Origin of the sequence: Streptomyces sp. NPDC050564 (assembly GCF_044457265.1) — a bacterium.
GTDB lineage: Bacteria > Actinomycetota > Actinomycetes > Streptomycetales > Streptomycetaceae > Streptomyces.
In genome coordinates, this window is the sequence record NZ_JBITGS010000011.1 from 52,634 (window position 1) to 73,434 (window position 20,801).

The 20,801-nt window shown below is 70.0% G+C and carries 14 protein-coding genes; 4 read left to right on the forward strand and 10 right to left on the reverse strand.

The window, feature by feature from the left end; genetic code table 11:
- Positions 1 to 15: 15 nt before the first annotated feature.
- The 5 genes from ffh to ACIBK0_RS19000 form a co-directional block, all read right to left on the reverse strand.
- On the reverse strand, positions 16 to 1,566 hold the full coding sequence (gene ffh / locus ACIBK0_RS18980) for a signal recognition particle protein (protein WP_399081065.1): 1,551 nt from the start codon (positions 1,564 to 1,566) through the stop codon (positions 16 to 18).
- Positions 1,567 to 1,742: 176 nt separating this feature from the next.
- On the reverse strand, positions 1,743 to 4,190 hold the full coding sequence (locus ACIBK0_RS18985; protein ID WP_399081067.1) for a [protein-PII] uridylyltransferase: 2,448 nt from the start codon (positions 4,188 to 4,190) through the stop codon (positions 1,743 to 1,745).
- Between the two features lie 40 nt (positions 4,191 to 4,230).
- Entirely contained in the window at positions 4,231 to 4,569 is a 339-nt protein-coding gene (locus ACIBK0_RS18990) for a P-II family nitrogen regulator (protein WP_054235369.1), read from the reverse strand.
- Positions 4,566 to 5,903: an ammonium transporter gene (locus ACIBK0_RS18995; protein ID WP_399081070.1), complete on the reverse strand. Its 1,338-nt coding sequence runs from the start codon at positions 5,901 to 5,903 to the stop codon at positions 4,566 to 4,568. The genes ACIBK0_RS18990 and ACIBK0_RS18995 overlap by 4 nt, the downstream gene beginning before the upstream one ends.
- A 334-nt stretch (positions 5,904 to 6,237) precedes the next feature.
- Complete coding sequence (locus ACIBK0_RS19000; protein ID WP_399081072.1) at positions 6,238 to 7,713, reverse strand: hypothetical protein; 1,476 nt, start codon at positions 7,711 to 7,713, stop codon at positions 6,238 to 6,240.
- A gap of 448 nt (positions 7,714 to 8,161) precedes the next feature.
- Between ACIBK0_RS19000 and ACIBK0_RS19005 the strand changes: the two genes are divergently transcribed.
- Positions 8,162 to 8,824 carry a bifunctional DNA primase/polymerase gene (locus ACIBK0_RS19005; RefSeq protein WP_399081074.1) on the forward strand — a complete coding sequence of 221 codons (663 nt, stop codon included), beginning with the start codon at positions 8,162 to 8,164 and terminating at the stop codon, positions 8,822 to 8,824.
- Between the two features lie 107 nt (positions 8,825 to 8,931).
- On the opposite strand, the gene ftsY is transcribed toward ACIBK0_RS19005, so the two are convergent.
- Positions 8,932 to 10,143, reverse strand: a complete 1,212-nt coding sequence (gene ftsY / locus ACIBK0_RS19010) for a signal recognition particle-docking protein FtsY (protein ID WP_399081076.1) — start codon at positions 10,141 to 10,143, stop codon at positions 8,932 to 8,934.
- 130 nt (positions 10,144 to 10,273) lie between these two features.
- Here ftsY and ACIBK0_RS19015 point away from each other — a divergent pair, with 130 nt between their 5' ends.
- Positions 10,274 to 11,743, forward strand: a complete 1,470-nt coding sequence (locus ACIBK0_RS19015; RefSeq protein ID WP_399081078.1) for a cytosine permease — start codon at positions 10,274 to 10,276, stop codon at positions 11,741 to 11,743.
- Positions 11,744 to 11,790: 47 nt separating this feature from the next.
- Positions 11,791 to 12,780 (forward strand): LLM class flavin-dependent oxidoreductase, encoded by a 990-nt coding sequence (locus ACIBK0_RS19020; protein WP_399081080.1) that lies wholly within the window; start codon positions 11,791 to 11,793, stop codon positions 12,778 to 12,780.
- A 92-nt stretch (positions 12,781 to 12,872) separates the two neighbouring features.
- Here the strand turns inward: ACIBK0_RS19020 and ACIBK0_RS19025 are convergent, their stop codons facing one another.
- From ACIBK0_RS19025 to ACIBK0_RS19040, 4 genes are all read right to left on the reverse strand, one after another.
- The gene (locus ACIBK0_RS19025) at positions 12,873 to 14,291 is read right to left on the reverse strand and encodes a sugar porter family MFS transporter (RefSeq protein WP_399081082.1); all 1,419 of its coding nucleotides are present in this window, start codon (positions 14,289 to 14,291) and stop codon (positions 12,873 to 12,875) included.
- Positions 14,292 to 14,541: 250 nt separating this feature from the next.
- Positions 14,542 to 18,525 carry an AAA family ATPase gene (locus tag ACIBK0_RS19030; protein ID WP_399081084.1) on the reverse strand — a complete coding sequence of 1,328 codons (3,984 nt, stop codon included), beginning with the start codon at positions 18,523 to 18,525 and terminating at the stop codon, positions 14,542 to 14,544.
- A gap of 208 nt (positions 18,526 to 18,733) precedes the next feature.
- Positions 18,734 to 18,937 (reverse strand): hypothetical protein, encoded by a 204-nt coding sequence (locus tag ACIBK0_RS19035; RefSeq protein WP_028802434.1) that lies wholly within the window; start codon positions 18,935 to 18,937, stop codon positions 18,734 to 18,736.
- 380 nt (positions 18,938 to 19,317) lie between these two features.
- Positions 19,318 to 19,599, reverse strand: a complete 282-nt coding sequence (locus ACIBK0_RS19040) for an acylphosphatase (RefSeq protein WP_399081086.1) — start codon at positions 19,597 to 19,599, stop codon at positions 19,318 to 19,320.
- Between the two features lie 154 nt (positions 19,600 to 19,753).
- Between ACIBK0_RS19040 and ACIBK0_RS19045 the strand changes: the two genes are divergently transcribed.
- On the forward strand, positions 19,754 to 20,719 hold the full coding sequence (locus ACIBK0_RS19045) for a CAP domain-containing protein (protein ID WP_399081088.1): 966 nt from the start codon (positions 19,754 to 19,756) through the stop codon (positions 20,717 to 20,719).
- The last annotated feature ends 82 nt before the right edge of the window (positions 20,720 to 20,801 follow it).

The window sequence follows — 20,801 nt, forward strand, 5'->3', positions numbered from 1 at the left end:
GTACGGACAGAACCGTCAGCCCATGAACTTCTTGAACTCGTCCGGCAGCTCGAAGTCCTGGCCGCCCTGCTGCGGCAGACCGAACGCGTTGCCGCCCTGGGCGCCCGCCTCGCGGCGCTGCGCCTCCTCCAGCTCCTGCTGCTTGCGCTTCATCGGGTTGCCGGAGCGCTGCTTGCCCTTGGCCTGCTTGGTCTTCTTCTTGGTGCGGCCGGGACCGCCGCCCATGCCCGGCATCCCGGGCATCCCGGGCATGCCGCCGCCCTGAGCCATCCGGGACATCATCTTGCGGGCCTCGAAGAAGCGCTCGACCAGGCCCTTGACGGCGCTGACCTCGACGCCGGAGCCCTTGGCGATACGGGCGCGGCGCGAGCCGTTGATGATCGTCGGCTCCTGGCGCTCGGCCGGGGTCATCGACTTGATGATCGCGGCCGTGCGATCGACGTCGCGCTCGTCGAGGTTGTTGATCTGGTCCTTGATCTGGCCCATACCGGGGAGCATGCCGAGCAGCTTGCTGATGCTGCCCATCTTCCGGACCTGCTCCATCTGGGCCAGGAAGTCGTCCAGGGTGAAGTCCTGGCCCTTCTTGGACGCCAGCTTGGAGGCCATCTTCTCGGCCTCTTCTTGGCTGAACGTCTTCTCCGCCTGCTCGATCAGGGTGAGCAGGTCACCCATGTCGAGGATGCGGGAGGCCATCCGGTCCGGGTGGAAGGCGTCGAAGTCGTCGAGCTTCTCGCCGTTCGACGCGAACATGATCGGCTTGCCGGTGACCGACGCGATGGAGAGGGCCGCGCCGCCTCGGGCGTCGCCGTCGAGCTTCGACAGGACCACGCCGTCGAAGCCGACGCCGTCGCGGAAGGCCTCGGCGGTGTTGACCGCGTCCTGACCGATCATCGCGTCGACGACGAAGAGGATCTCGTCCGGAGAGGTGGCGTCGCGGATGTCCGCGGCCTGCTGCATCATGTCCTGGTCGATACCGAGGCGACCGGCGGTGTCCACGATCACGATGTCGTGGACCTTGGTCTTCGCGAACTCCATGGAGTCCTTGGCGACCTTGACCGGGTCACCGACGCCGTTGCCCGGCTCGGGCGCGTAGACCGCGACGCCGGCGCGCTCGGCGACGACGCTGAGCTGGTTCACGGCGTTCGGGCGCTGGAGGTCGGCGGCGACCAGCAGCGGGGAGTGGCCCTGGTCCTTGAGCCACTTGCCGAGCTTTCCGGCGAGGGTGGTCTTACCGGCACCCTGCAGACCCGCGAGCATGATCACGGTGGGCGGGTTCTTGGCGAACCGGAGACGGCGGGTCTCGCCGCCGAGGATCGTGACGAGTTCCTCGTTCACGATCTTGAGAACCTGCTGGGCCGGGTTCAGCGCCTTGGAGACCTCGGCACCGAGCGCGCGCTCCTTGACGTTCTTGATGAAGGTCCGCACGACGGGCAGGGCCACGTCGGCCTCGAGGAGCGCGATACGGATCTCGCGTGCGGTGGCGTCGATGTCAGCTTCGGACAGCCGGCCCTTGCCCCGCAGGTTCTTGAACGTCGCTGAGAGGCGATCGGAGAGAGTATCGAACACGGCGCTCGTCGGTCCTCAGGGGTCGGGGGCGAAGGGAATCGCCCTCCAGGGTATCTGGCCGCGTGCGGTGCGGTCTCCACCGCGTTCGTACGAGACCGGGGGCACCCCCCCGATCCCGTACGGGGCGGGCGCTCCGAGCGGGTCCGGGGAAACGCACCCGCGCTTGCTCGGGGCGCTCAGCCCCGCAGCGTCTCCTCCAGGGCGCGGGCCACCGAGGCCGCCTCCTCCCCCGGCAGGGGCGCGCCCTTCGTGCCGGTCACGTAGAAGGCGTCCACGGCGTTCGCGCCGAGCGTGGAGACGTGCATGCTCCGCACCCGGACGTTCGCGTCCTCCAGGGCCCGCCCGATGCGGTGCAGCAGCCCGGGGGCGTCGTGGGCGCGGACCTCGATGACCGTGGCGTGGCGGGAGGCCGCCGAGGCGACCGTCACACGGGGCGGCGGCGCGACCGTTCCGCGGCGGCGGGGGTAGGCGGCGTCCCGTTCGGCGAGCCGGGCCGTGATGTCGAGGGAGCCGTCCAGGGCGCGTACGAGATCGGCGCGCAGACGGGCGGCCTGCGGCAGGGAGCCGTACTCGGCGGCGACCCGCCAGTTGAGCAGCAGCACCGAGCCCTCCACACCGTCGGGCAGGTCGAAAGCGCGCAGCTCGGCGGTGCGGACGGTCAGTCGGTGCATGGCGAGGACGCCCGCGACCGCGGGGAGCACGCCGGGCTGGTCGGGCACGGCGATGAGGAGCTCCACGCCCAGCGGCTCCGGGTCGCCGGCGGTCTCCTCGGCCGGCGGCTCGGTCTGCGCGCGCAGCGCCAGTACGGGCCCGCGCGTCCGGAACGCCTCGATCGCGAGCCGCTCCTGCTCGGCCGTGGGCGCCGCGTCTTCGGGCTCCTCGGGAGCGTCCCCGGCGAGTACGGCCGAGACCCGCTTGACCAGGTCGGCGACGAGGGAGCCGCGCCACGAGGACCAGGCGGCGGGGCCGGTGGCCAGGGCGTCCGCCTCGGTCAGGGCGTGCAGCAGTTCCAAAGTGCCCTGCGAGCCCACTGCCTCGGCGACCGAGCGGACCGTGGCCGGGTCCTCCAGGTCGCGCCGGGTCGCGGTGTCGACGAGCAGCAGATGGTGGCGTACGAGGGCGGCGAGCACCGCCACGTCCGCGCGGTCGAAGCCGATCCGGGAGGCGACGTCCCGCGCGATGATCTCGCCGGCCACGGAGTGGTCGCCGGGCCAGCCCTTGCCGATGTCGTGCAGCAGGGAGGCCACGAGCAGCAGGTCGGGGCGGCCCACGCGGCGGGTGAGCTCGGAGGCGCGGACGGCCGTCTCGATGAGGTGGCGGTCGACGGTCCAGATGTGCACGGCGTTGCGCTGCGGCCGGCAGCGGACCCGCTCCCAGTCGGGCAGGAGGCGGGTGATCAGACCCTCCGCCTCCAGCGCCTCCCAGACCTCGACGGTCGGGCGGCCCGAGCCGAGGAGCGTGACGAGCTGTTCGCGGGCCTCGGCGGGCCAGGGCGTGGGCAGCGGGCGCGCCGCTGCGGCCATGCGCCGTACGGCGTGCAGGGACAGGGGGAGCCCCGCCTGGGCCGCCGCGGCCGCGGCGCGGAGCGGGAGTACGGGATCGCGTTCGGGGCGTGCCGTGCGTGCGAGCACCACCTCGCCGTCCATCTCGACCACACCCTCGGCGAGCGGGGAGCGCTCCGCGGCGGGCTTGGCGCCGCCGCCCAGCATGGCGCGCAGCCGCGGACGAACGGCGCGCGAACGCAGCACGCGCCCCACCTCGCGCCAAGTGACGTCACTGGCGTACGAGACGACGCGCGCGGCCTCGTACACCTGGCGCAGCAGGGTGTCGGCGTCCAGCAGCCCCAGTTCCGCGGCGACCTGGTCCTGCTCCTGGAGCGAGAGGCGGTCGGTGGCTCGTCCGGTGGTGAGGTGCAGCGCGTCGCGTACGTCGAGGAGCCTGCGCCGAGCGTCGGAGAGGCCCTCGCGGGGCGCGTCAGCGAGCCAGGAGGCGGCGACGGCGCGCAGGGCGGTGGCGTCGCGCAGCCCGCCGCGCGCTTCCTTCAGGTCCGGTTCGAGGAGGTACTGCAGCTCTCCTTGGCGCTCGGCCCGTTCGGCGCACAGCTCCTGGAGTTCGGGGAGACGTTTCGGCGCCTGATTGCGCCAGTCGGCGAGCACGGCCGTACGCAATCCGGCGGTGAGGGCGAGGTCGCCCGCGAGATGCCGGGCTTCCAGCAGCCCCAGCTGCACCTTGAGGTCGTCGCCCGCGGTCTTGCGGGCCTCGGCGGGCGTACGGACGGAGTGGTCCAGGGCGAGGCCCAGGTCCCAGACGGGGTACCAGATGCGGTCGGCGAGGGCGGCGACCGCGCCGGAGTCGCTGCCGTCGTGCAGGAGCAGCAGATCGAGGTCGCTGCGGGGAGAGAGTTCGCCGCGTCCGTAGCCGCCGACGGCGACCAGCGACGCCCCGCGCAGTCCTTCGGAGCCCGCGGTGAACAGGCCGGTCAGCCAGTCGTCGGTGAGTTCCGCGAGGGCGGCACGGCGCGGCGGCCCGGACCGCGCCCCCTCCTGGAGGAGGCGCAGCCGGGCCGCCGCGTAGCCGCTGGGTCCCGAGTCCTCTGCTTCCGTACGCATGTCCGTACTCGTCACCCAGCGACTCCTGTCTTTCTGCCTCTTCGAGCGGGTCCGGTTAGAGCGCGTCCGGGCCGCGCTCGCCGGTCCGGACCCGGACGGCTGTCTCGACCGGGATGGACCAGACCTTGCCGTCACCGATCTTGCCGGTGCGGGCCGCCTTCACGACGACGTCGATGAGCTGTTCGGCGTCGTCGTCCTCGGCCAGCACCTCGATGCGGATCTTGGGGACCAGGTCGACCGTGTACTCGGCGCCACGGTAGACCTCGGTGTGGCCCCTCTGCCGACCGTAGCCGCTGGCCTCGGTGACCGTCAGACCGTGCACCCCGAAGGCCTGCAGGGCCTCCTTGATCTCGTCGAGCCGGTGGGGCTTCACGACGGCGGTGATGAGCTTCATGCGTCCACCTTCTTGGTCGCCGCGTCCGCGAGGGCCGGGACGGCGGTGCGAGCAGCGCCGCCGCCGGCGCCGCTGAAGTCGTATGCGGTCTCGGCGTGCTCGGCCTGGTCGATGCCCGCGATCTCCTCATCCTCGGTGACCCGCATGCCCATCGTCTTGTCGATGAGGAAGGCGAGGATCGCGGAGGCGACGAGGGAGTAGCCGAGGACGGCGAAGACACCGGCGCACTGCTTCCAGAACTGAGTGAGACCGCCGCCGTAGAAGAGGCCTTCGACGGTGGACTGACCCTTGCCGCTGGCGAAGAAGCCGATCAGCAGGGAGCCGATGACACCGCCGACGAGGTGCACGCCGACCACGTCGAGTGAGTCGTCGTAGCCGAACTTGTACTTCAGGCCGACGGCCATGGCGCACACGACACCGGCGATGGCACCGACGGCGATGGCGCCGAGCGGGGAGACCGCACCACCGGACGGGGTGATGGCGACCAGACCGGCGACCGCGCCGGAGGCGGCACCCAGCGTGGTGAACGCGCCGTGGCGGATCTTCTCGTAGATGAGCCAGGCCAGCATGGCGGCCGCGGTGGCGACCTGCGTGTTGACGAACATCAGCGCGCCGACGCCGTCGTCGTTGCCGAGCCACGAACCGGCGTTGAATCCGAACCAGCCGAACCACAGCAGACCGGAGCCGAGCATGACCAGCGGGAGGCTGTGCGGACGCATCGGGTCCTTCTTGAAGCCGACGCGCTTACCGATGACGAGGATCACGCCGAGCGCCGCGGCACCCGCGTTGATGTGGACGGCCGTACCACCGGCGAAGTCGATCACGCCCAGGTCGAAGGCCCAGCCGCCGGTGCCCCAGACCCAGTGTGCGACCGGGAAGTAGACGACCGTGGCCCACAGTGCGATGAACAGCGACCACGCCGTGAACTTCACGCGGTCCGCGAGAGCGCCGCTTATCAGTGCGGGCGTGATGATCGCGAACATCAGCTGGAAGACCATGAAGACGAAGATCGGGATGGTGTAGCCGGGCCACAGCTCGGTCAGACCGACGTTGCTGAGGCCGACCCAGTCCGAGGTCCAGCCGATGAACGAGCCCTTGTCGGTGCCGAAGGCGAGGGAGAAGCCGTACAGGACCCACAGGATGGTGATGATCCCCATGCTGATGAAGCTCATCATCAGCATGTTGAGGGTGCTCTTGACGCGGACCATGCCTCCATAGAAGAAGGCCAGGCCGGGCGTCATGATCAGCACCAGGGCGGAACAGATGAGCATGAACCCTGTGTTGGCGGCAGACAGCTTGGGTGCCTCTGCGGCAAGGGTGATGGCTGGTGCCATCGGCGTCTCCTCGTCGTTGGTACGGCCCCGTGCGGGCGAAGCCTGAGTGGGCGTGAGGGGTGGGCCGGTTATGCGCCATGAGATTGGCGCAGCGCCGTTTCCGTCGAAGCCCCTCGATGTTTCGCGCCAGTGACGAAGAGGTCCTGTGTGTTACGTGTCCATGAACTGCCTGATACCGGCCCGAGCGATCGTTATCGTGGCGCAACCTTCTTGGAAGGCGGGAAACCGGCCACGGTCGGCCGTCCGATGACCTGGCATGGGGGAGCCGAGTCGGGCAGTTCGGGACAGCCGGCCGTGGCCGGAGTACTGGGCCGGGGCCGCTCAGGCGGCCCGGTCAGACCGCCTCGGCCGTCTCGGGCAGGTCGATGGCGAGCTGGTCGGTGAGATCGATGACCTCGCCGAGGTCCCCGAAGTCGCGGGCCGCCGTGTCGACCGTCTTTCGGATACGAGTGTTGACCCGCTCGGAGCGCACCTTCTTGGCGACCGTCATCGCCTCCTTGGCCAGCACCGCGCTCTGCGCGGGCTCGCGCTGCAGGAGGTGCACGGTGGCCATGCCGATGAGGTTGAGGGCGTACGAACGCTGGTGCTCCTGGTCCTTGCCGAAGCGGTCGACGGCCTGCTGCATCAGGGGCTCGGCCATGGACGCGTACGTGGGGCTGCGCCCGGCGACGTAGGCGAGATCACGGTAGGAGTGCGAGTTCTCGCCGTACAGCTCGGCCTTCGAGAAGAAACGGATCCAGTCGGGGTCCGGGTCGTCCCACTCATGGACGTCGGCGAAGGTGTCCTCGGCCATCCGGACGGCCCGCTTGCACTTTCCGGGCTGGCCCATGTTGGCGTAGGCGCGGGCCTCCATCGCATACAGCATCGACTGGGTGCGCGGGCTCGCGCAGTCACGGCTTCCGTACTGCGCGAGATGGATGAGTTCGAGGGCGTCGTCGGGCCGGCCGAGGTGGATCATCTGGCGGCTCATGCTGGAGAGGATGTACGAGCCGAGCGGCTTGTCGCCCGCTTCCTTGGCGGCGTGCAGGGCGAGCACGAAGTACTTCTGCGCGGTGGGCTGGAGCCCCACGTCGTAACTCATCCAGCCCGCCAGCTCGGCCAGCTCCGCGGCCACCTTGAACAGGCGTTTGTTGGTCGCGGCGGCCTGGGGCTCCTGCAGCAGGTCGGTCACCTCGTGCAGCTGGCCGACGACCGCCTTGCGGCGCAGGCCGCCACCGCACTGGGCGTCCCACTGCCGGAACATGACGGTGGTGGACTCCAGCAGGTCCAGCTCGGGCTTGGAGAGCCGGCCGCCTCGGCGGGTCGAGGCCGGGGGCTCGGGCTCCTGGTACAGCGGTGTGGGCGCGGGCACGAGCCAGCGCTGCATGGGCTCGATGAGCGCCGGGCCGGCGGAGAGGGCCAGCGAGCTGCCGAGGAAGCCGCGGCGCGCCAGCATCAGGTCGCTGCGCGAGTACTCGCTGATCAGCGCCACGGTCTGCGGACCCGTCCAGGGCAGGTCGACGCCGGACACGGACGGTGACTGGTGCGCGGCGCGCAGACCGAGGTCCTCGACGGCGACGACACAGCCGAACCGCTCGGAGAACAGCTCGGACAGGATCCGCGGGATCGGCTCCCGCGGGTTCTCCCCGTCGAGCCAGCGGCGTACCCGCGAGGTGTCCGTGGAGATGTGATTGGCCCCCAACTGGCGAGCCCTGCGGTTCACTTGACGTGCGAGCTCGCCCTTGGACCAGCCGCTGCGCACGAACCACGAGCCGAGCAGCTCATTGGGGCGCTTGTCAGCGTTCGTCCCGCTTCCGCCGTTGCCGCCCACTGGAACGCCCCCATCCCTGAGACCACTTGCACGCTGCGTGCGCCCAAGCCCTATCAGAATGCCGGTAAATACGGCCGCGCGTCCGGCAGTTCTCACCCTTCGAACGGGAAGCCGACTTGCCCTTGGCATACCCACGAGTGCATACGTCCCCAGGACTCGTGCACTCAAAGTAATCCTACGATCACCCGTCCAGCCATGGCGATCCCGCAAACGCCACCATTCGCCACCCCTTCGAATGAACTCCGCGTGGCCTGTGCGCGATTCACTTGACACATGACGGCCGGGAGTGGGCGGAGCGGTGTACGCCGGGGCGCACGCAGCCAAGCGCACCACCCGGGGCACCACTAAGCGCCGCCTGGACCGCGCGGCACGGGGAAGTCGGGATACAGAGGGTTACATTCCGCTTCCCTGACGTAACCACCGGTGCGTCGGACCCGTTGGAGGGGGCATGGGCTTCACGATCGGCAGTAGTCGGGGGATGCGCGAAATCCGGCCCGGCTCGCGGCGCCGCGGCCGCTCGTCGGAGTGCACCGCCGTGGCCGAGTTCACCGGGCTGTGGGGCTGGGACGTGGTCCCGGGCTCCCGGGCCGCCGCCGGGGCATGCTCGTGCGGCAAGACCGCCTGCCCCGCACCGGGTGCGCACCCGCTGGACTTCGCGCCGACCATCCCGGCCGGCGCCACACTCGACGAGGCGACCGAGGCCTGGGCCGAGTTCCCGGGGGCCGCGGTGATGCTGCCGGTCGGCGGCGCCTTCGACGTGATCGAGGTCGCCGAAGCCGCCGGGCGCCGCGCGCTCGTCCGCCTCGAACGCATGGGGCTCCCCCTTGGACCGGTCACGGCCACCCCGGACGGCCGCGCCCACTTCTTCGTCGCCCCCGGTGCGGCGGCCGAGCTCCCCGAGCTGCTCTACCGGATGGGCTGGGACGACGCGTCCCTCGACCTGCACGGTCTGGGCCCCGGTACGTATGTCACGGCCCCGCCCTCCGACCGAGGCGGCCTCGGCCCGGTCCAGTGGCTGCGCTCCCCCGCCCTGGACTCGGCGACGAAGCCACCGCAGGCACGGCTGCTGCTCGGCACGTTGGCGTACGTGGCGCATCGGTCGCGCGTGTAGCTCCCGGCCCACAGGTCGCGCGCCCGGCTCCTGCCGGGGGACAACAGCGAAGGGCCCCGCCTCATCTGCACCATGCGGCGGGGCCCTTCTTCTTCGCTAAGCCGGGACTACTCACCAATGAGCGCGTCCACGAACGCCTCCGGCTCGAACGGCGCCAAGTCGTCCGCGCCCTCGCCCAGACCCACCAGCTTGACCGGCACACCCAGCTCGCGCTGCACCGCGACGACGATGCCACCCTTGGCGGTGCCGTCCAGCTTGGTCAGCACGATGCCGGTGATGTCGACGACCTCGGCGAAGACGCGGGCCTGCACGAGCCCGTTCTGCCCGGTCGTGGCGTCGAGCACCAGCAGAATCTCGTCCAGCGGCGCGTGCTTCTCGACGACGCGCTTGACCTTGCCGAGCTCGTCCATGAGGCCGGTCTTGGTGTGGAGCCGGCCCGCGGTGTCGATGAGCACGACGTCGTAGCCCATCTCCTTGCCTTCCTTGACCGCGTCGAAGGCGACGGAAGCGGGATCGCCGCCCTCGGGCCCGCGCACGGTGTAGGCGCCGACCCGGTCACCCCAGGTCTGCAGCTGCTCGGTGGCGGCGGCACGGAAGGTGTCGGCGGCACCCAGGACGACGGTGCGGCCGTCGGCCACCAGGACGCGGGCGAGCTTGCCGGTGGTGGTGGTCTTGCCGGTGCCGTTGACGCCGACGACCATCACGATGCCGGGCTTACTGGCCTCGGGCTCGGTCCTGACGGTGCGGTCGAAGTCGGTGCCGATCAGGTTGAGGAGCTCCTCGCGCAGCAGGCTGCGCAGCTCCTGGGGGGTACGCGTGCCGAGCACCTTGACGCGCTCGCGCAGCCGCTCGACCAGCTCCTGGGTGGGCTGCACGCCGACATCGGCGGTGAGCAGCGTGTCCTCGATCTCTTCCCAGGTGTCCTCGTCGAGGTGCTCGCGGGAGAGCAGCGTGAGCAGCCCCTTGCCGAGCGCGTTCTGCGAGCGGGACAGGCGGGCGCGCAGGCGCACGAGACGCCCGGCGGTCGGCTCCGGGATCTCGATCTCGGGAACTTCGACAACGGGTGGGGGCTCCTCGACGGCGACGGACGTGGCCGCCGAGCCCTCGGGAAGATCCACCTCCTCGATCGTGCGGCGCGGTTCTTCGCGCGGCGTCTCGGCCTCGTCGCCGACGTGCGGCTCGGCCGGAGGGGCGGTGATGTCGGGGGCGGCGGGGGGCGGCGGGGGCAGCTGCTTCCGCTTGCGACTGCCGATGACGAGCCCGCCGAGCGCGCCGATCACGACCACGGCGATGACTACAGCAAGGATGACGATTTCCATAACGTCCCCCAGTATCGGCCATCCCTCCCGCAGGAGGCGGTTTCTCCTTCCCGGGCGAGATTCCGTGGCTTCCTCCAAAGGACATAGGTCACAAGAAGGCAGCACTCTCACCAAAGTATGATGATTCGCCATGAGCACCACCGAGCCCTCCGATGGCGCCCTCGAAAGTCATGCCCGCGAAGCCCTCGAAACCCGTGGCATAGAGCCGGTCCCCCACTCCGAACGCACCGCGAGAACCCGCGACCTGTTCCCCACCTGGGTCGCCGCCAACATCAGCGTCCTGCTGCTGACCATGGGCGCGACCCTGGCCGTCACCTACGGACTCAACTTCTGGCAGGCCCTGGTCGTCGGCATCGCGGCGCCGATCGTGTCGTACGGCCTGGTCGGACTGATCGGCATCGCGGGCAAGCGCGGCGGCGCTCCCGGCATGGCCCTGTCCCGCGCGGTTTTCGGCCAGCGCGGGAATCTCCTGCCCGGCTCCCTGATCTGGATCGCCCGCTGGGGCTGGGAGACGATCAACGCGGTGACCGGCGCCTACGCGCTGCTCACCGTCCTCGACATCCTCTTCGGCATCAAGAGCAACACGTTCCTGATCATCGTGACGCTGCTGCTCTTCGTCATCACGACGTTCGCGATCTCGGGACTCGGCATCAAGGCCGTCCAGAAGTGCAACAAGTGGGCGACCTACCTCTTCGGCGGCTTCTCGGTGCTCGTCCTCGGCTATCTGATCGTGGACACGGACTGGAGCAAGGTCTTCGGACAGGCGGCGGGCCAGACGTCTTCGATGATCACGGGCGTCGGCCTCATCGCCGCGGGCGGCATCAGCTGGGTGCCCTCCTCCCCCGACTTCACGCGCTATCTGCCGCGCACCGCGTCGTCCGCGGCGATCGTGCGCAACTCCATCGGCGGCGCCGGCATCGTCGTACTGCCCATGGTCCTGATGGGCGCCGTCATGGCGGTCTCCACGCCGGATCTGGCCTCGGCCGCCGACCCGGTCTCCTTCCTCGGCGCGATCCTGCCGCTGTGGATCGCGGTGCCGTATCTTCTGATCGCCCTGGTCGGCATGCTGCTGATCAACGCGATGTCCATGTACTCGGCGGGATTCACCGCGCAGACGCTCGGCTTCAAGGTGCCGCGGCACTGGGCCGTCTCGGTCAACGCCGTCATCTCGCTGGTCTTCGGCGGCGTCCTGATGCTGGTCGCGACGAGCTTCATGGGCTCGTTCATCGCGTTCCTGTCGCTGCTCGCCGTCGCCTTCTCCGCATGGGTGGGCGTGTTCGGAGCGGACATGCTGCGCCGCAAGGAGTACGACGCCGAGGCCCTGCTCGACACCACGCGGACCAGCGCCTACTGGTACCGGGGCGGCTTCAGTCCCGCCGCGGTCGCCGCGTGGGCGTTGGGTCTGGGCAGCGGACTGCTGTTCACGAGGTCCGACTGGTTCACGGGCCCGCTGGCCTCCGGCAACCCCATCGGCGAGTACGGCCTGGGCTGGGTGGCGACGATCATGGTCTCCTTCCTCCTGTACGCCGCCCTGCCGAAGCCCGCAGTGGTCGCACCCGGGACCGAACCTGCCGAAGAGCCCGCCGCTATGGCCGTCTGACGCACCGTCAGCTACCGTCCCCCTTCACACACGAAGGGGGACTCCCCATGCCCGTAACCGTCGTACGCTTCAACCTCGTTGACCCCGACGCCACGCCCGCGTCGCTGAGTGCCCGCTACAAGGCGGCGGTCGAGATGGCCGCGTACGCCGACGACCGCGGGATCACCACCGTGCAGACCGAGGAACACCACGGTGTCGCCAACAACTGGCTGCCCTCGCCGTTCGCGTTCGCCGGCGCGGTCTTCGGCGCGACCCGGCACATCGCGGTCACCGTCTCCGCGGTCATCGGTCCGCTGCACGACCCGCTGCGCCTCGCCGAGGACATCGCCGTACTCGATCTGCTCAGCGGCGGACGGCTCGTCACAGTGGCCGGGATCGGCTACCGGCCCGAGGAGTACGCCCTCTTCGACGTCGACTGGAAGCGGCGCGGCGCGCTCCAGGACGAGTTGCTGGAGACGGTGCTGAAGGCGTGGACCGGCGAGGAGTTCGCGTACCGGGGCCGTACGGTACGGGTCACCCCGCGCCCCTTCTCGGATCCGCACCCCCTGCTGCTGGTCGGCGGTTCGTCCAAGGCCGCGGCTCGGCGCGCCGCCCGGCTCGGGCTGCCGTTCTTCCCCAGCGCGCACCTTCCCGAGCTGGAGGCGTACTACAAGGAGCGGCTCATCGAGTACGGCACCGAGGGCTGGACCATGATGCCCGCCGCCGAGACCCCGCTGCTGCACATCGCCGAGGACCCGGACCGGGCGTGGGCCGAGTACGGCGGGCACTTCCTGCACGAGGCGCGGACGTACGCCTCCTGGCAGTCCGGCGACATCCGCTCGGCGGTGAAGTCGGCGGCCACCACGGTCGACGAGCTGCGCGCCGAGGGCGTCTACCGGATCCTCACGCCCGGTGCGTGCGTGGAGGAGGGCCTGGACAACTTCGTGCTGCATCCGCTGTCAGGCGGGATGCCGATCGACGAGGGCTGGCGCAGCCTGCACCTGTTCTGCGAAAACGTACTGCCCCGGCTCAAGGACCTCGAAGGAGTCGAGGGCTGAGCCGGGGCAGTACGTCTTTTACGAGTACGAGGAGAGGGGCAGCGGGGACTTGGCCCTTCTCCCCGAGTTTCGGGGAGCCTTTGTCAGGAGGCTCAGCCCATCTCCTCCAGGGCCTTGCCCTTCGTCTCCTTCACGTACTTGAGCACGAAGGGGATGGAGAGCGCGGCGAAGATCGTGTAGATCACGTAGGTCGCGGAGAGGTTCCAGTCGGCCAGCGACGGGAAGCTCGCGGTGATGGCCCAGTTGGCGATCCACTGCGCGGAGGCGGCGACGCCCAGCGCGGCGGCGCGGATCCGGTTCGGGAACATCTCGCCGAGGAAGACCCAGACCACGACACCCCAGGAGAGGGCGAAGAAGAGGACGAAGATGTGCGCGGCGATCAAGGCGGTCCAGCCCTGGGCGGCCGGCAGCTTGCCGTCGACGAGGTCGAAGGAGAAGGCCCAGGCCTCGAGGCCGAGACCGATGACCATGCCCACGGAACCGATGAGCGCGAGCGGCTTACGGCCGATCCGGTCGACGAAGATCATGGCGATCACGGTGCCGATGATGTTGATGATCGACGTCGTGAACGAGTAGAAGAACGAGTCCGTCGGGTCGACACCGACCGACTGCCACAGCGTCGAGGAGTAGTAGAACGCGACGTTGATGCCGACGAACTGCTGGAAGACCGAGAGGCCGATACCGACCCAGACGATCGGCTTGAAGAAGAAGCTGCCGCCGAGCAGGTCCTTGAAGGTCGACTTGTGCTCGCTCTTCATGGCGTGCTCGATCTCGGCGACGCGGGCGTTCAGGTCGACCTTGTCGCCCTCGACCTCCTTGAGCACCTCACGGGCGCGCTCGTCCTTGCCTGCGGAGATCAGGAAGCGCGGCGACTCGGGGATCGCGAAGGAGAGAAGACCGTAGAGGACAGCCGGGACGACCATGACGCCGAGCATGACCTGCCAGGCCTCGAGGCCGAGGAGCTTGCCGCGCTGGTCGCCGCCGGCGGCGTTGAGGATGCCCCAGTTCACCAGCTGCGAGATGGCGATGCCGATGACGATCGCGGCCTGCTGGAAGGATCCGAGGCGTCCGCGGTACGCGGCCGGGGCGACCTCGGCGATGTAGGCGGGGCCGATCACGGAGGCCATACCGATGGCGAAACCGCCGATGATGCGCCAGAAGGCGAGGTCCCACAGCGCGAAGGGCAGTGCCGAACCGACGGCGCTGACCGTGAAGAGGACGGCGGATATCTGCATGCAACGGATGCGGCCGATGCGGTCGGCTATGCGACCCGCGGTCGCCGCGCCGATGGCGCAGCCGATCAGCGCGATGGCGATGACCTGCGCCAGCGCCGCGGAGCCGATGTCGTAACGGCTTCGGATGGCTTCGACGGCGCCGTTGATCACGGCACTGTCGTAGCCGAAGAGGAAGCCGCCCATCGCGGCCGCCGCCGCGATGAAGATGACATGCCCGAGATGTTCGGGGTGAGCCGTCCTGGCTCTTGATTGCGGTGCCTGCGCAGTGCTGGTCACGTGAAACTCCTCGGGCCACCGGCCTCGCTGCCGGGGGGTGGGGGTAAGCCCTCCAGGGGTGGTTCCGGGGCGCACAAGTTCGCGCCACCCACCACCTGAAGGTAAAAGCAACGTTGCAGAGACTATGCCTTCAAGTTTCGAAGTCAACAGTTCCCTAGCTGTGAATTTTCGACACAGGAGTCGTGCACTTGTGTTCAACACTTGAACTCAGAAGGAAGGCCAGGTCATAACCGGTGTGGCCTACACGCATCTAGCGGAGCCGCTGGCTGATGACCTTCGACACACCGTCGCCCTGCATGGAGACGCCGTACAGCGCGTCAGCGACCTCCATCGTGCGCTTCTGATGTGTGATCACGATCAGCTGCGAGGCCTCCTGCAGCTCCTGCATGATGCGGATCAGTCGCTGCAGGTTGGTGTCGTCGAGCGCCGCCTCGACCTCGTCCATCACATAGAACGGGCTGGGCCGCGCCTTGAAGATCGACACGAGCATCGCGACGGCGGTCAGCGACCGCTCACCGCCGGAGAGCAGGGACAGCCGCTTGACCTTCTTGCCCGGGGGCCGCGCCTCGACGTCCACACCCGTGGTGAGCATGTTGTCGGGGTCGGTCAGGATCAGCCGCCCCTCCCCTCCCGGGAACAGCCGGCTGAAGACCCCTTCGAACTCCCGGGCCGTGTCCCGGTACGCCTCGGTGAAGACCTGTTCGACGCGCTCGTCGACCTCCTTCACCACCTGAAGCAGATCGGCACGCGTCTTCTTGAGGTCCTCGAGCTGCTCGCTGAGGAACTTGTGGCGTTCCTCCAGCGCGGCGAACTCCTCCAGGGCGAGCGGATTGACCTTGCCCAGCTGCTGGTAGGCCCGTTCGGCCGACTTGAGCCGTCGCTCCTGCTCGGCGCGGTGGAACTGCCGGGGCTGGTTGCGCGGATGCTCCGGGTCCTCGGGCAGTTCCTCGCCCTCGGCGGGGAGCGAGGGCGGCACGAGCTGGTCGGGACCGTAGTCCGCGACAAGCCCCGCCGGTTCGACACCGAGCTCCTCCAGCGCCTTCGACTCCAGCTGCTCTATGCGCAGCCGCTTCTCGGCGCCGAGTACCTCGCCGCGGTGAACCGAATCCGTGAGTTTGTCGAGCTCCGCCTTGAGGTCGCGGCCCGCGTTGCGGGCGACGCCGAGCGCCTGCTCCCTGTGCGTCTTGGCGCTCTCCGCGGCGGCCCGCTCCTCCTCGGCCCGGGTGAGCGAGACCTCTACGTGCGCGAGCAGCTGGCGCGCACCGAAGGCGACGGCCTCGGCGACCGCCGCCTCGTGCCGCAGCCGGGCCCGGCGCTGCTCGGCACGCGCGCGTGCCTCGCGTTCGGCACGCGCGGCCCGGTCGAGTCCGTCGGCCCGCCCTGCGAGCCCCTTGACCCGCTCCTCGTGCGTACGCACCTGGAGCCGGGCCTCCATCTCGGTCTGCCGCGCGTTGGCGCCGTCGGCGGCGAGCCGGTCGCGCACGGAGGTGTCCGGCTCCTCCTCGACGGGCATCTCCTCGGCGACGGCGAGCCGCTCGGCCAGCTCCTCGGCCTCCTCCACGGCCCGCTCCAGCGCCTCCTGCGCCCGCGCGGCGGCGGCCGTACTCCGCTCGGCCTCCCCGGCAGCTCCCCGCGCCTGTCCGGCCAGCCGCCCGAGCTGTTGCGCCACGGACGATTTCTCCCGCTCGGCGGCCCGTCGCCGCTCACCCAACTCCTCGACGAGCGCCGCCCGTTCTTTCCTCTGCTCGGTGGCGAGGTGCTGGGCCTCGGTCAACTCCTCGCAGCGGACGGCGAGTTCTTCGAGTTCGGCCGCCGCCTCGTCGACCGATGCCTGCACTTCGAGCAGGCTGGGCGCCCCGGCGGAGCCGCCGTGCGCGAAGTGCGCCCCGAGCAGGTCGCCCTCAGCGGTGACGGCGGTGAGTTCGGGCCGCGCGTAGATCAGGTCCTCGGCATCTTCGAGGGTGCCCACGACGACGATCCCCCGCAGCAGTCGCCGTACGGCGGGCATGAGTTCGGCGGGGCCCCGGACGAGATCGGCGGCGTACGGAGGCCCGTCGGCCCGGTGATCGGCGCGGGATACGCCCTCGGGTGTGCCGTACGCGTCGACGCGCCGCTCCGCACCGCCCGCGACATCCGGCGCCCGGTGCTCACCGGCCTCGGACCCGGTTCCCGTACCGCTCCCGGCGCCGTGGCGTACGCCATCGGTGGCGCCGTACACATCGTCGCGCCCGGCCGCGAGCATCCCGCCGGGAGCACCACCCGCGGTACCCGGCGCCCGGTGCTCCCCGATCCCCGCCCCACCGCGTACGTCATCGGTGGTGCCGTGGGCCATCGGCGGGACCGCGGGCTGCGCCGCTGCGGGAGCGTGCGAACCGTCTGCGGGCCGCCCCGCCTGGCCGGACACCGTCTGCCCTGCTGCAGGGGAGCCCGGTCCCGCCGGAACGTCCCTGCGTACGCCTCCGGTCGCCGGGCCGGAGCCGTCGCGCCGCGCCGCGCCCGCTGCGGGCTCCTCCGGTGCGCCCGCCAGCAGCAACGCCGCCCGCCCGGCGTCCTGCTTGCGCAGCAGGCGGATGGCCTCCGCGGCGGAGGCGGGGGTGGTGACCGCGATCGCGTCCGCTGCCGCGCCGAAGGCCGCGGCCAGGGGAACTTCGAAGCCGGGTGTCACCGACAGCAGCTCGGCCGCCGGCCCGAGCAGCCCCGTCAGCCGGTCCTTCGCCCCGAGCAGCGCTCCCGTGCCGTCCTTGCGGCGCAGCCCGAGGGCGAGGGTCTCGTGACGGGCCTGGGTGGCGGCACGCCTGCGTTCCGCCACCGTGGCCGCCTCGCGGGCCGCCGTCAGCGTGGCCTCCGCCTCGGCGAGTGCCCGCTTGGCCGCCTCGTGCCGCTCCGTCAGCTCCGCGTCGCCCGCGTCGAGGCCGTCGACCTCGGCCTTCAGCTGCTCGTACTCCTCCTGGGCCGCGACCGCGCGCTCCTGTGCCTCGTCGCGGGCGGAGGCGAGCCGGTCGATCTCTGCCTGCGCGGAGGCGGCGCGTGAACGGGCGGCGTTGACCTGGCCGTTGAGGCGGGCGAGGCCCTCGCGGCGGTCGGCGATGGCGCGGGCCACATCCTTCAGGCGACGCTCCTCGACGGCGAGCTCGCGCTCCAGTTCGGCGCGGTGCGCGACGGTGTCCTCCAGGGCGCGCTCGGCTGCCTCCAGAGCCGCTTCGAGCTCGGCCTCCTGCTCGCGGATCCGCGCGGCCTCGCGCTCCATGTCCTCGGGGTCGCGGCCGCGCCGCTCCTCGGCGGGCACGGACGTGGCGCTCTTCACGCGCGCGTCGGCCAGCGAGATCGTGCCACGTACCCGCTCGGCGAGCTGCGAGAGTTCGTACCAGGTCTGCTGGGCGCGCTGGAGACGCGGCGTCAGCTGCCGTACCTCGTCCTCCAGAAGAGCTTCCCGCTGGAGCGCCTTCTTCAGCTCCGCCTCGGCGGTTTCCTTGCGTTCCTTGAGCGCGGCCTCGTCGGCGATCTCGGTCTGCAGCGCCTGGCGGAGTCGTACGAGATCGTCGGCCAGCAGGCGCAGGCGCGCGTCCCGGAGGTCTGCCTGGATGACGGCGGCGCGGCGGGCGACGGCCGCCTGGCGGCCGAGCGGCTTCAACTGCCGCCGCAGCTCGTCCGTCAGGTCCTGCACTCGCGCGAGGTTCGCCTGCATCGCGTCCAGCTTCCGCAGCGCCTTCTCCTTGCGCTTGCGGTGCTTGAGGACGCCCGCCGCCTCCTCGATGAAGGCGCGGCGGCCCATCGGATCGGCGTGCAGAACGGAGTCGAGCTGGCCCTGGCCGACGATGACGTGCATCTCGCGGCCGATGCCGGAGTCGGACAACAGCTCCTGGATGTCGAGGAGACGGCAGGTATCACCGTTGATCTGGTACTCGCTGCCGCCGTTGCGGAACATGATCCGCGTGATGGTGACCTCGGCGTACTCGATGGGCAGCGCCCCGTCGGAGTTGTCGATGGTCAGCGACACCTCGGCGCGGCCGAGCGGTGGACGGCCGGTGGTGCCGGCGAAGATGACGTCCTCCATCTTGCCGCCGCGCAGCGACTTGGCCCCCTGCTCGCCCATGACCCAGCTCAGGGCGTCCACGACATTGGACTTGCCCGAACCGTTGGGCCCCACGACACAGGTGATACCCGGCTCGAACCGCAGCGTGGTCGCCGAGGCGAACGATTTGAACCCGCGCAGGGTCAGGGCCTTGAGGTGCACGCCGCCGGACTCTACCTTTCGTGCCGGTCTCACTCCATGAACGCGCGGTTTCACCCATGAACGTGCAGGGCACACCACACGTTAAAGACAGTGGAACTGTGCGCGGGGGAAAGAAAGAAGGGACGCCGAAGGGCGTCCCTTGCAAATCTGACAACTTAGCGGTTGATAGGGGCTGCCCAACCACTGCTGTCGTAGTGCGGTGCAGTGATCAGGTGAGCGCAGGCTCCGCCTGGGGTACGTCGATGCTCTCGAGAAGCGAATCGTGAGAAGCGGCAGCCGCGAGCGCGTCATTCTCGGCCTGGATCCGTACGAGCTCGGATTCGAGGTCCTGTACGCGCTGCTGGAGCCGTCGCATCTCGGCAATGAGTCGCGGGTCGGAACCGCCGACGTAACCGAGAAGCGCCTTTGCCATGATGGATGGTCCTCCACACTGAGTGACCGACCGAAGCGGTGTGGGTCGTGAGGGAATCGCACCCGCGATGCTTGACACTGCTGATGTCCTGCTGCCGTTCCACATGCCAAACAGCTAAGGTGCGCGGGGCTTTCAGCGTCTCACCAAAAAGTTTGACGGTCAACACGATCACGCCCCGTATCGGCGGGCAACCCGCTGTCGCGCGGCCCTTGAACGGCAGCGCTGCGACTCCTGCGGGGCCCTCAGGGCGTGGAGATCATCCTTAATTGGGGAGCCTGCCACGACAAGCCGTTCTTGGCAACCACCAGGTCATTTCTGCTTCCGGCAGGTGCCCGTGGCATGCCATACCGCTTCCGCCTGCGCCGTTGCACCGGTCACCGTCAGCGGATCGCGAAGTCTTCGTAGATCCCCCGCGGGGTGTCCCAGATCTCAGTGACTCCGTCGACCCGCCCGGGCGTGTCGTCGCCCTGGAGCCAGTCGAGCAGGCTCTGGCATCCGTCCCGCGAGCCCTCCGCGACCACCTGGACCCGTCCGTCGTCCAAATTGAGAGCAAAACCACTCAACCCGCCGATCTCCAGCGCCTTGGCCCGCGTGAACCAGCGGAAACCCACCCCCTGGACCCTTCCGCGCACCCAGACGACCAGCCGTGCAACCTCGTTCATGGGTGCACGCTAACCGGACAATGTCTCTCGGAGCACTTCCTCCCCACGCGGCATGGGGTACCGTCCCGACCCAATGAGTCTCATATGAAACTCACTCTTTCGAGTGAGGTTCGACTGAGGATCGCTGACCGCAAGATCGAGGAAGGCCCAGGAGATGGGACGCCACCGACGCTCCGCCGCCGGCCGCGCCGCCACTGGCCGCGCCACCGGGGTCACGGAAACCAACGGGACGCAGACGGACAGCTACGGTCCGGAGAATCTGTACGGCTACGCCGCAGTCGCCGACCTCCCGCGCACCGCCGCCGCCCGCTCGCACCGCAAGAGGAAGGCCGCGACCCCCGTCCGCTCGGGTCTGCTCGGCGTCTCGGCGGCCGTGGCGCTGGGCACCGTCGCGGTGGCGACCGGAGTCCTGCCCGGCAGCGACAACTACTCGCTCGGCGGCGGCAGCAACAACTCCGACAACGTGCAGGCCGCGAGCTCCCCGTCCAGCCTGGAGACCCAGCAGGGCGGCACGTCCGGCAGCGCGGACTCCCGCGACGACACATCGACGAGCCGTGACGCGGACCGCTCCGCGTCGCCCTCGGGCTCGGCCGCTCCCGCGACGTCGTCCGTCGCTCCGACGACCACGCCGTCGAAGGAGCCCACCACCAAGCCCACGAAGACGAAGGCTCCGAAGCCCGCGAAGCCCACCAAGCCCGCCAAGAAGGCGCCGAAGACCACCGCCCCGGTGACGGTCTCCGCCGAGGCCGCGGCCGAGGCCGAGGTGCTCAAGCTCGTCAACGAGGAGCGGGCCAAGGTGGGCTGCAGCGCGGTGTCGGCGAACAGCTCCCTCACCGACCTCGCCCAGGTCTTCAGCGAGGACATGGCGGCACGCGACTTCTTCGACCACACCGACCCGAGCGGGCTCAGCCCCTGGGACCGGGCGGCGAAGGCCGGGATAACCAGCCTGGGCGGCGAGAACATAGCCCGCGGCCAGGCCACCGCCGCGGCCGTGATGGAAGCCTGGATGAACAGCCCCGGCCACCGCGCCAACATCCTCAACTGCGACTTCAAGACCCTCGGCGTCGGAGCCCACTTCGGGTCGGGCGGCCCGTGGTGGACGCAGGACTTCGGCTACTGAGACAACCGCAGGTCGGAGGCCTTTTCGGCGCTGGACCGTCTGGTGGCCGTCGTCCGTGGGCTCATCGTCCCCGGCGACTCGA

Excerpts from the sequence above, each read along its gene's own strand:
- ACIBK0_RS18995 (WP_399081070.1), bottom strand. The coding sequence starts at position 5,903 with ATGGCACCAGCCATCACCCTTGCCGCAGAGGCACCCAAGCTGTCTGCC.
- ACIBK0_RS19005 (WP_399081074.1), top strand. The coding sequence starts at position 8,162 with ATGGGCTTCACGATCGGCAGTAGTCGGGGGATGCGCGAAATCCGGCCC.
- ACIBK0_RS18990 (WP_054235369.1), bottom strand. The coding sequence starts at position 4,569 with ATGAAGCTCATCACCGCCGTCGTGAAGCCCCACCGGCTCGACGAGATC.
- ACIBK0_RS19015 (WP_399081078.1), top strand. The coding sequence starts at position 10,274 with ATGAGCACCACCGAGCCCTCCGATGGCGCCCTCGAAAGTCATGCCCGC.
- ACIBK0_RS19035 (WP_028802434.1), bottom strand. The coding sequence starts at position 18,937 with ATGGCAAAGGCGCTTCTCGGTTACGTCGGCGGTTCCGACCCGCGACTC.
- ACIBK0_RS19045 (WP_399081088.1), top strand. The coding sequence starts at position 19,754 with ATGGGACGCCACCGACGCTCCGCCGCCGGCCGCGCCGCCACTGGCCGC.
- ACIBK0_RS19020 (WP_399081080.1), top strand. The coding sequence starts at position 11,791 with ATGCCCGTAACCGTCGTACGCTTCAACCTCGTTGACCCCGACGCCACG.
- ACIBK0_RS19040 (WP_399081086.1), bottom strand. The coding sequence starts at position 19,599 with ATGAACGAGGTTGCACGGCTGGTCGTCTGGGTGCGCGGAAGGGTCCAG.
- ftsY (WP_399081076.1), bottom strand. The coding sequence starts at position 10,143 with ATGGAAATCGTCATCCTTGCTGTAGTCATCGCCGTGGTCGTGATCGGC.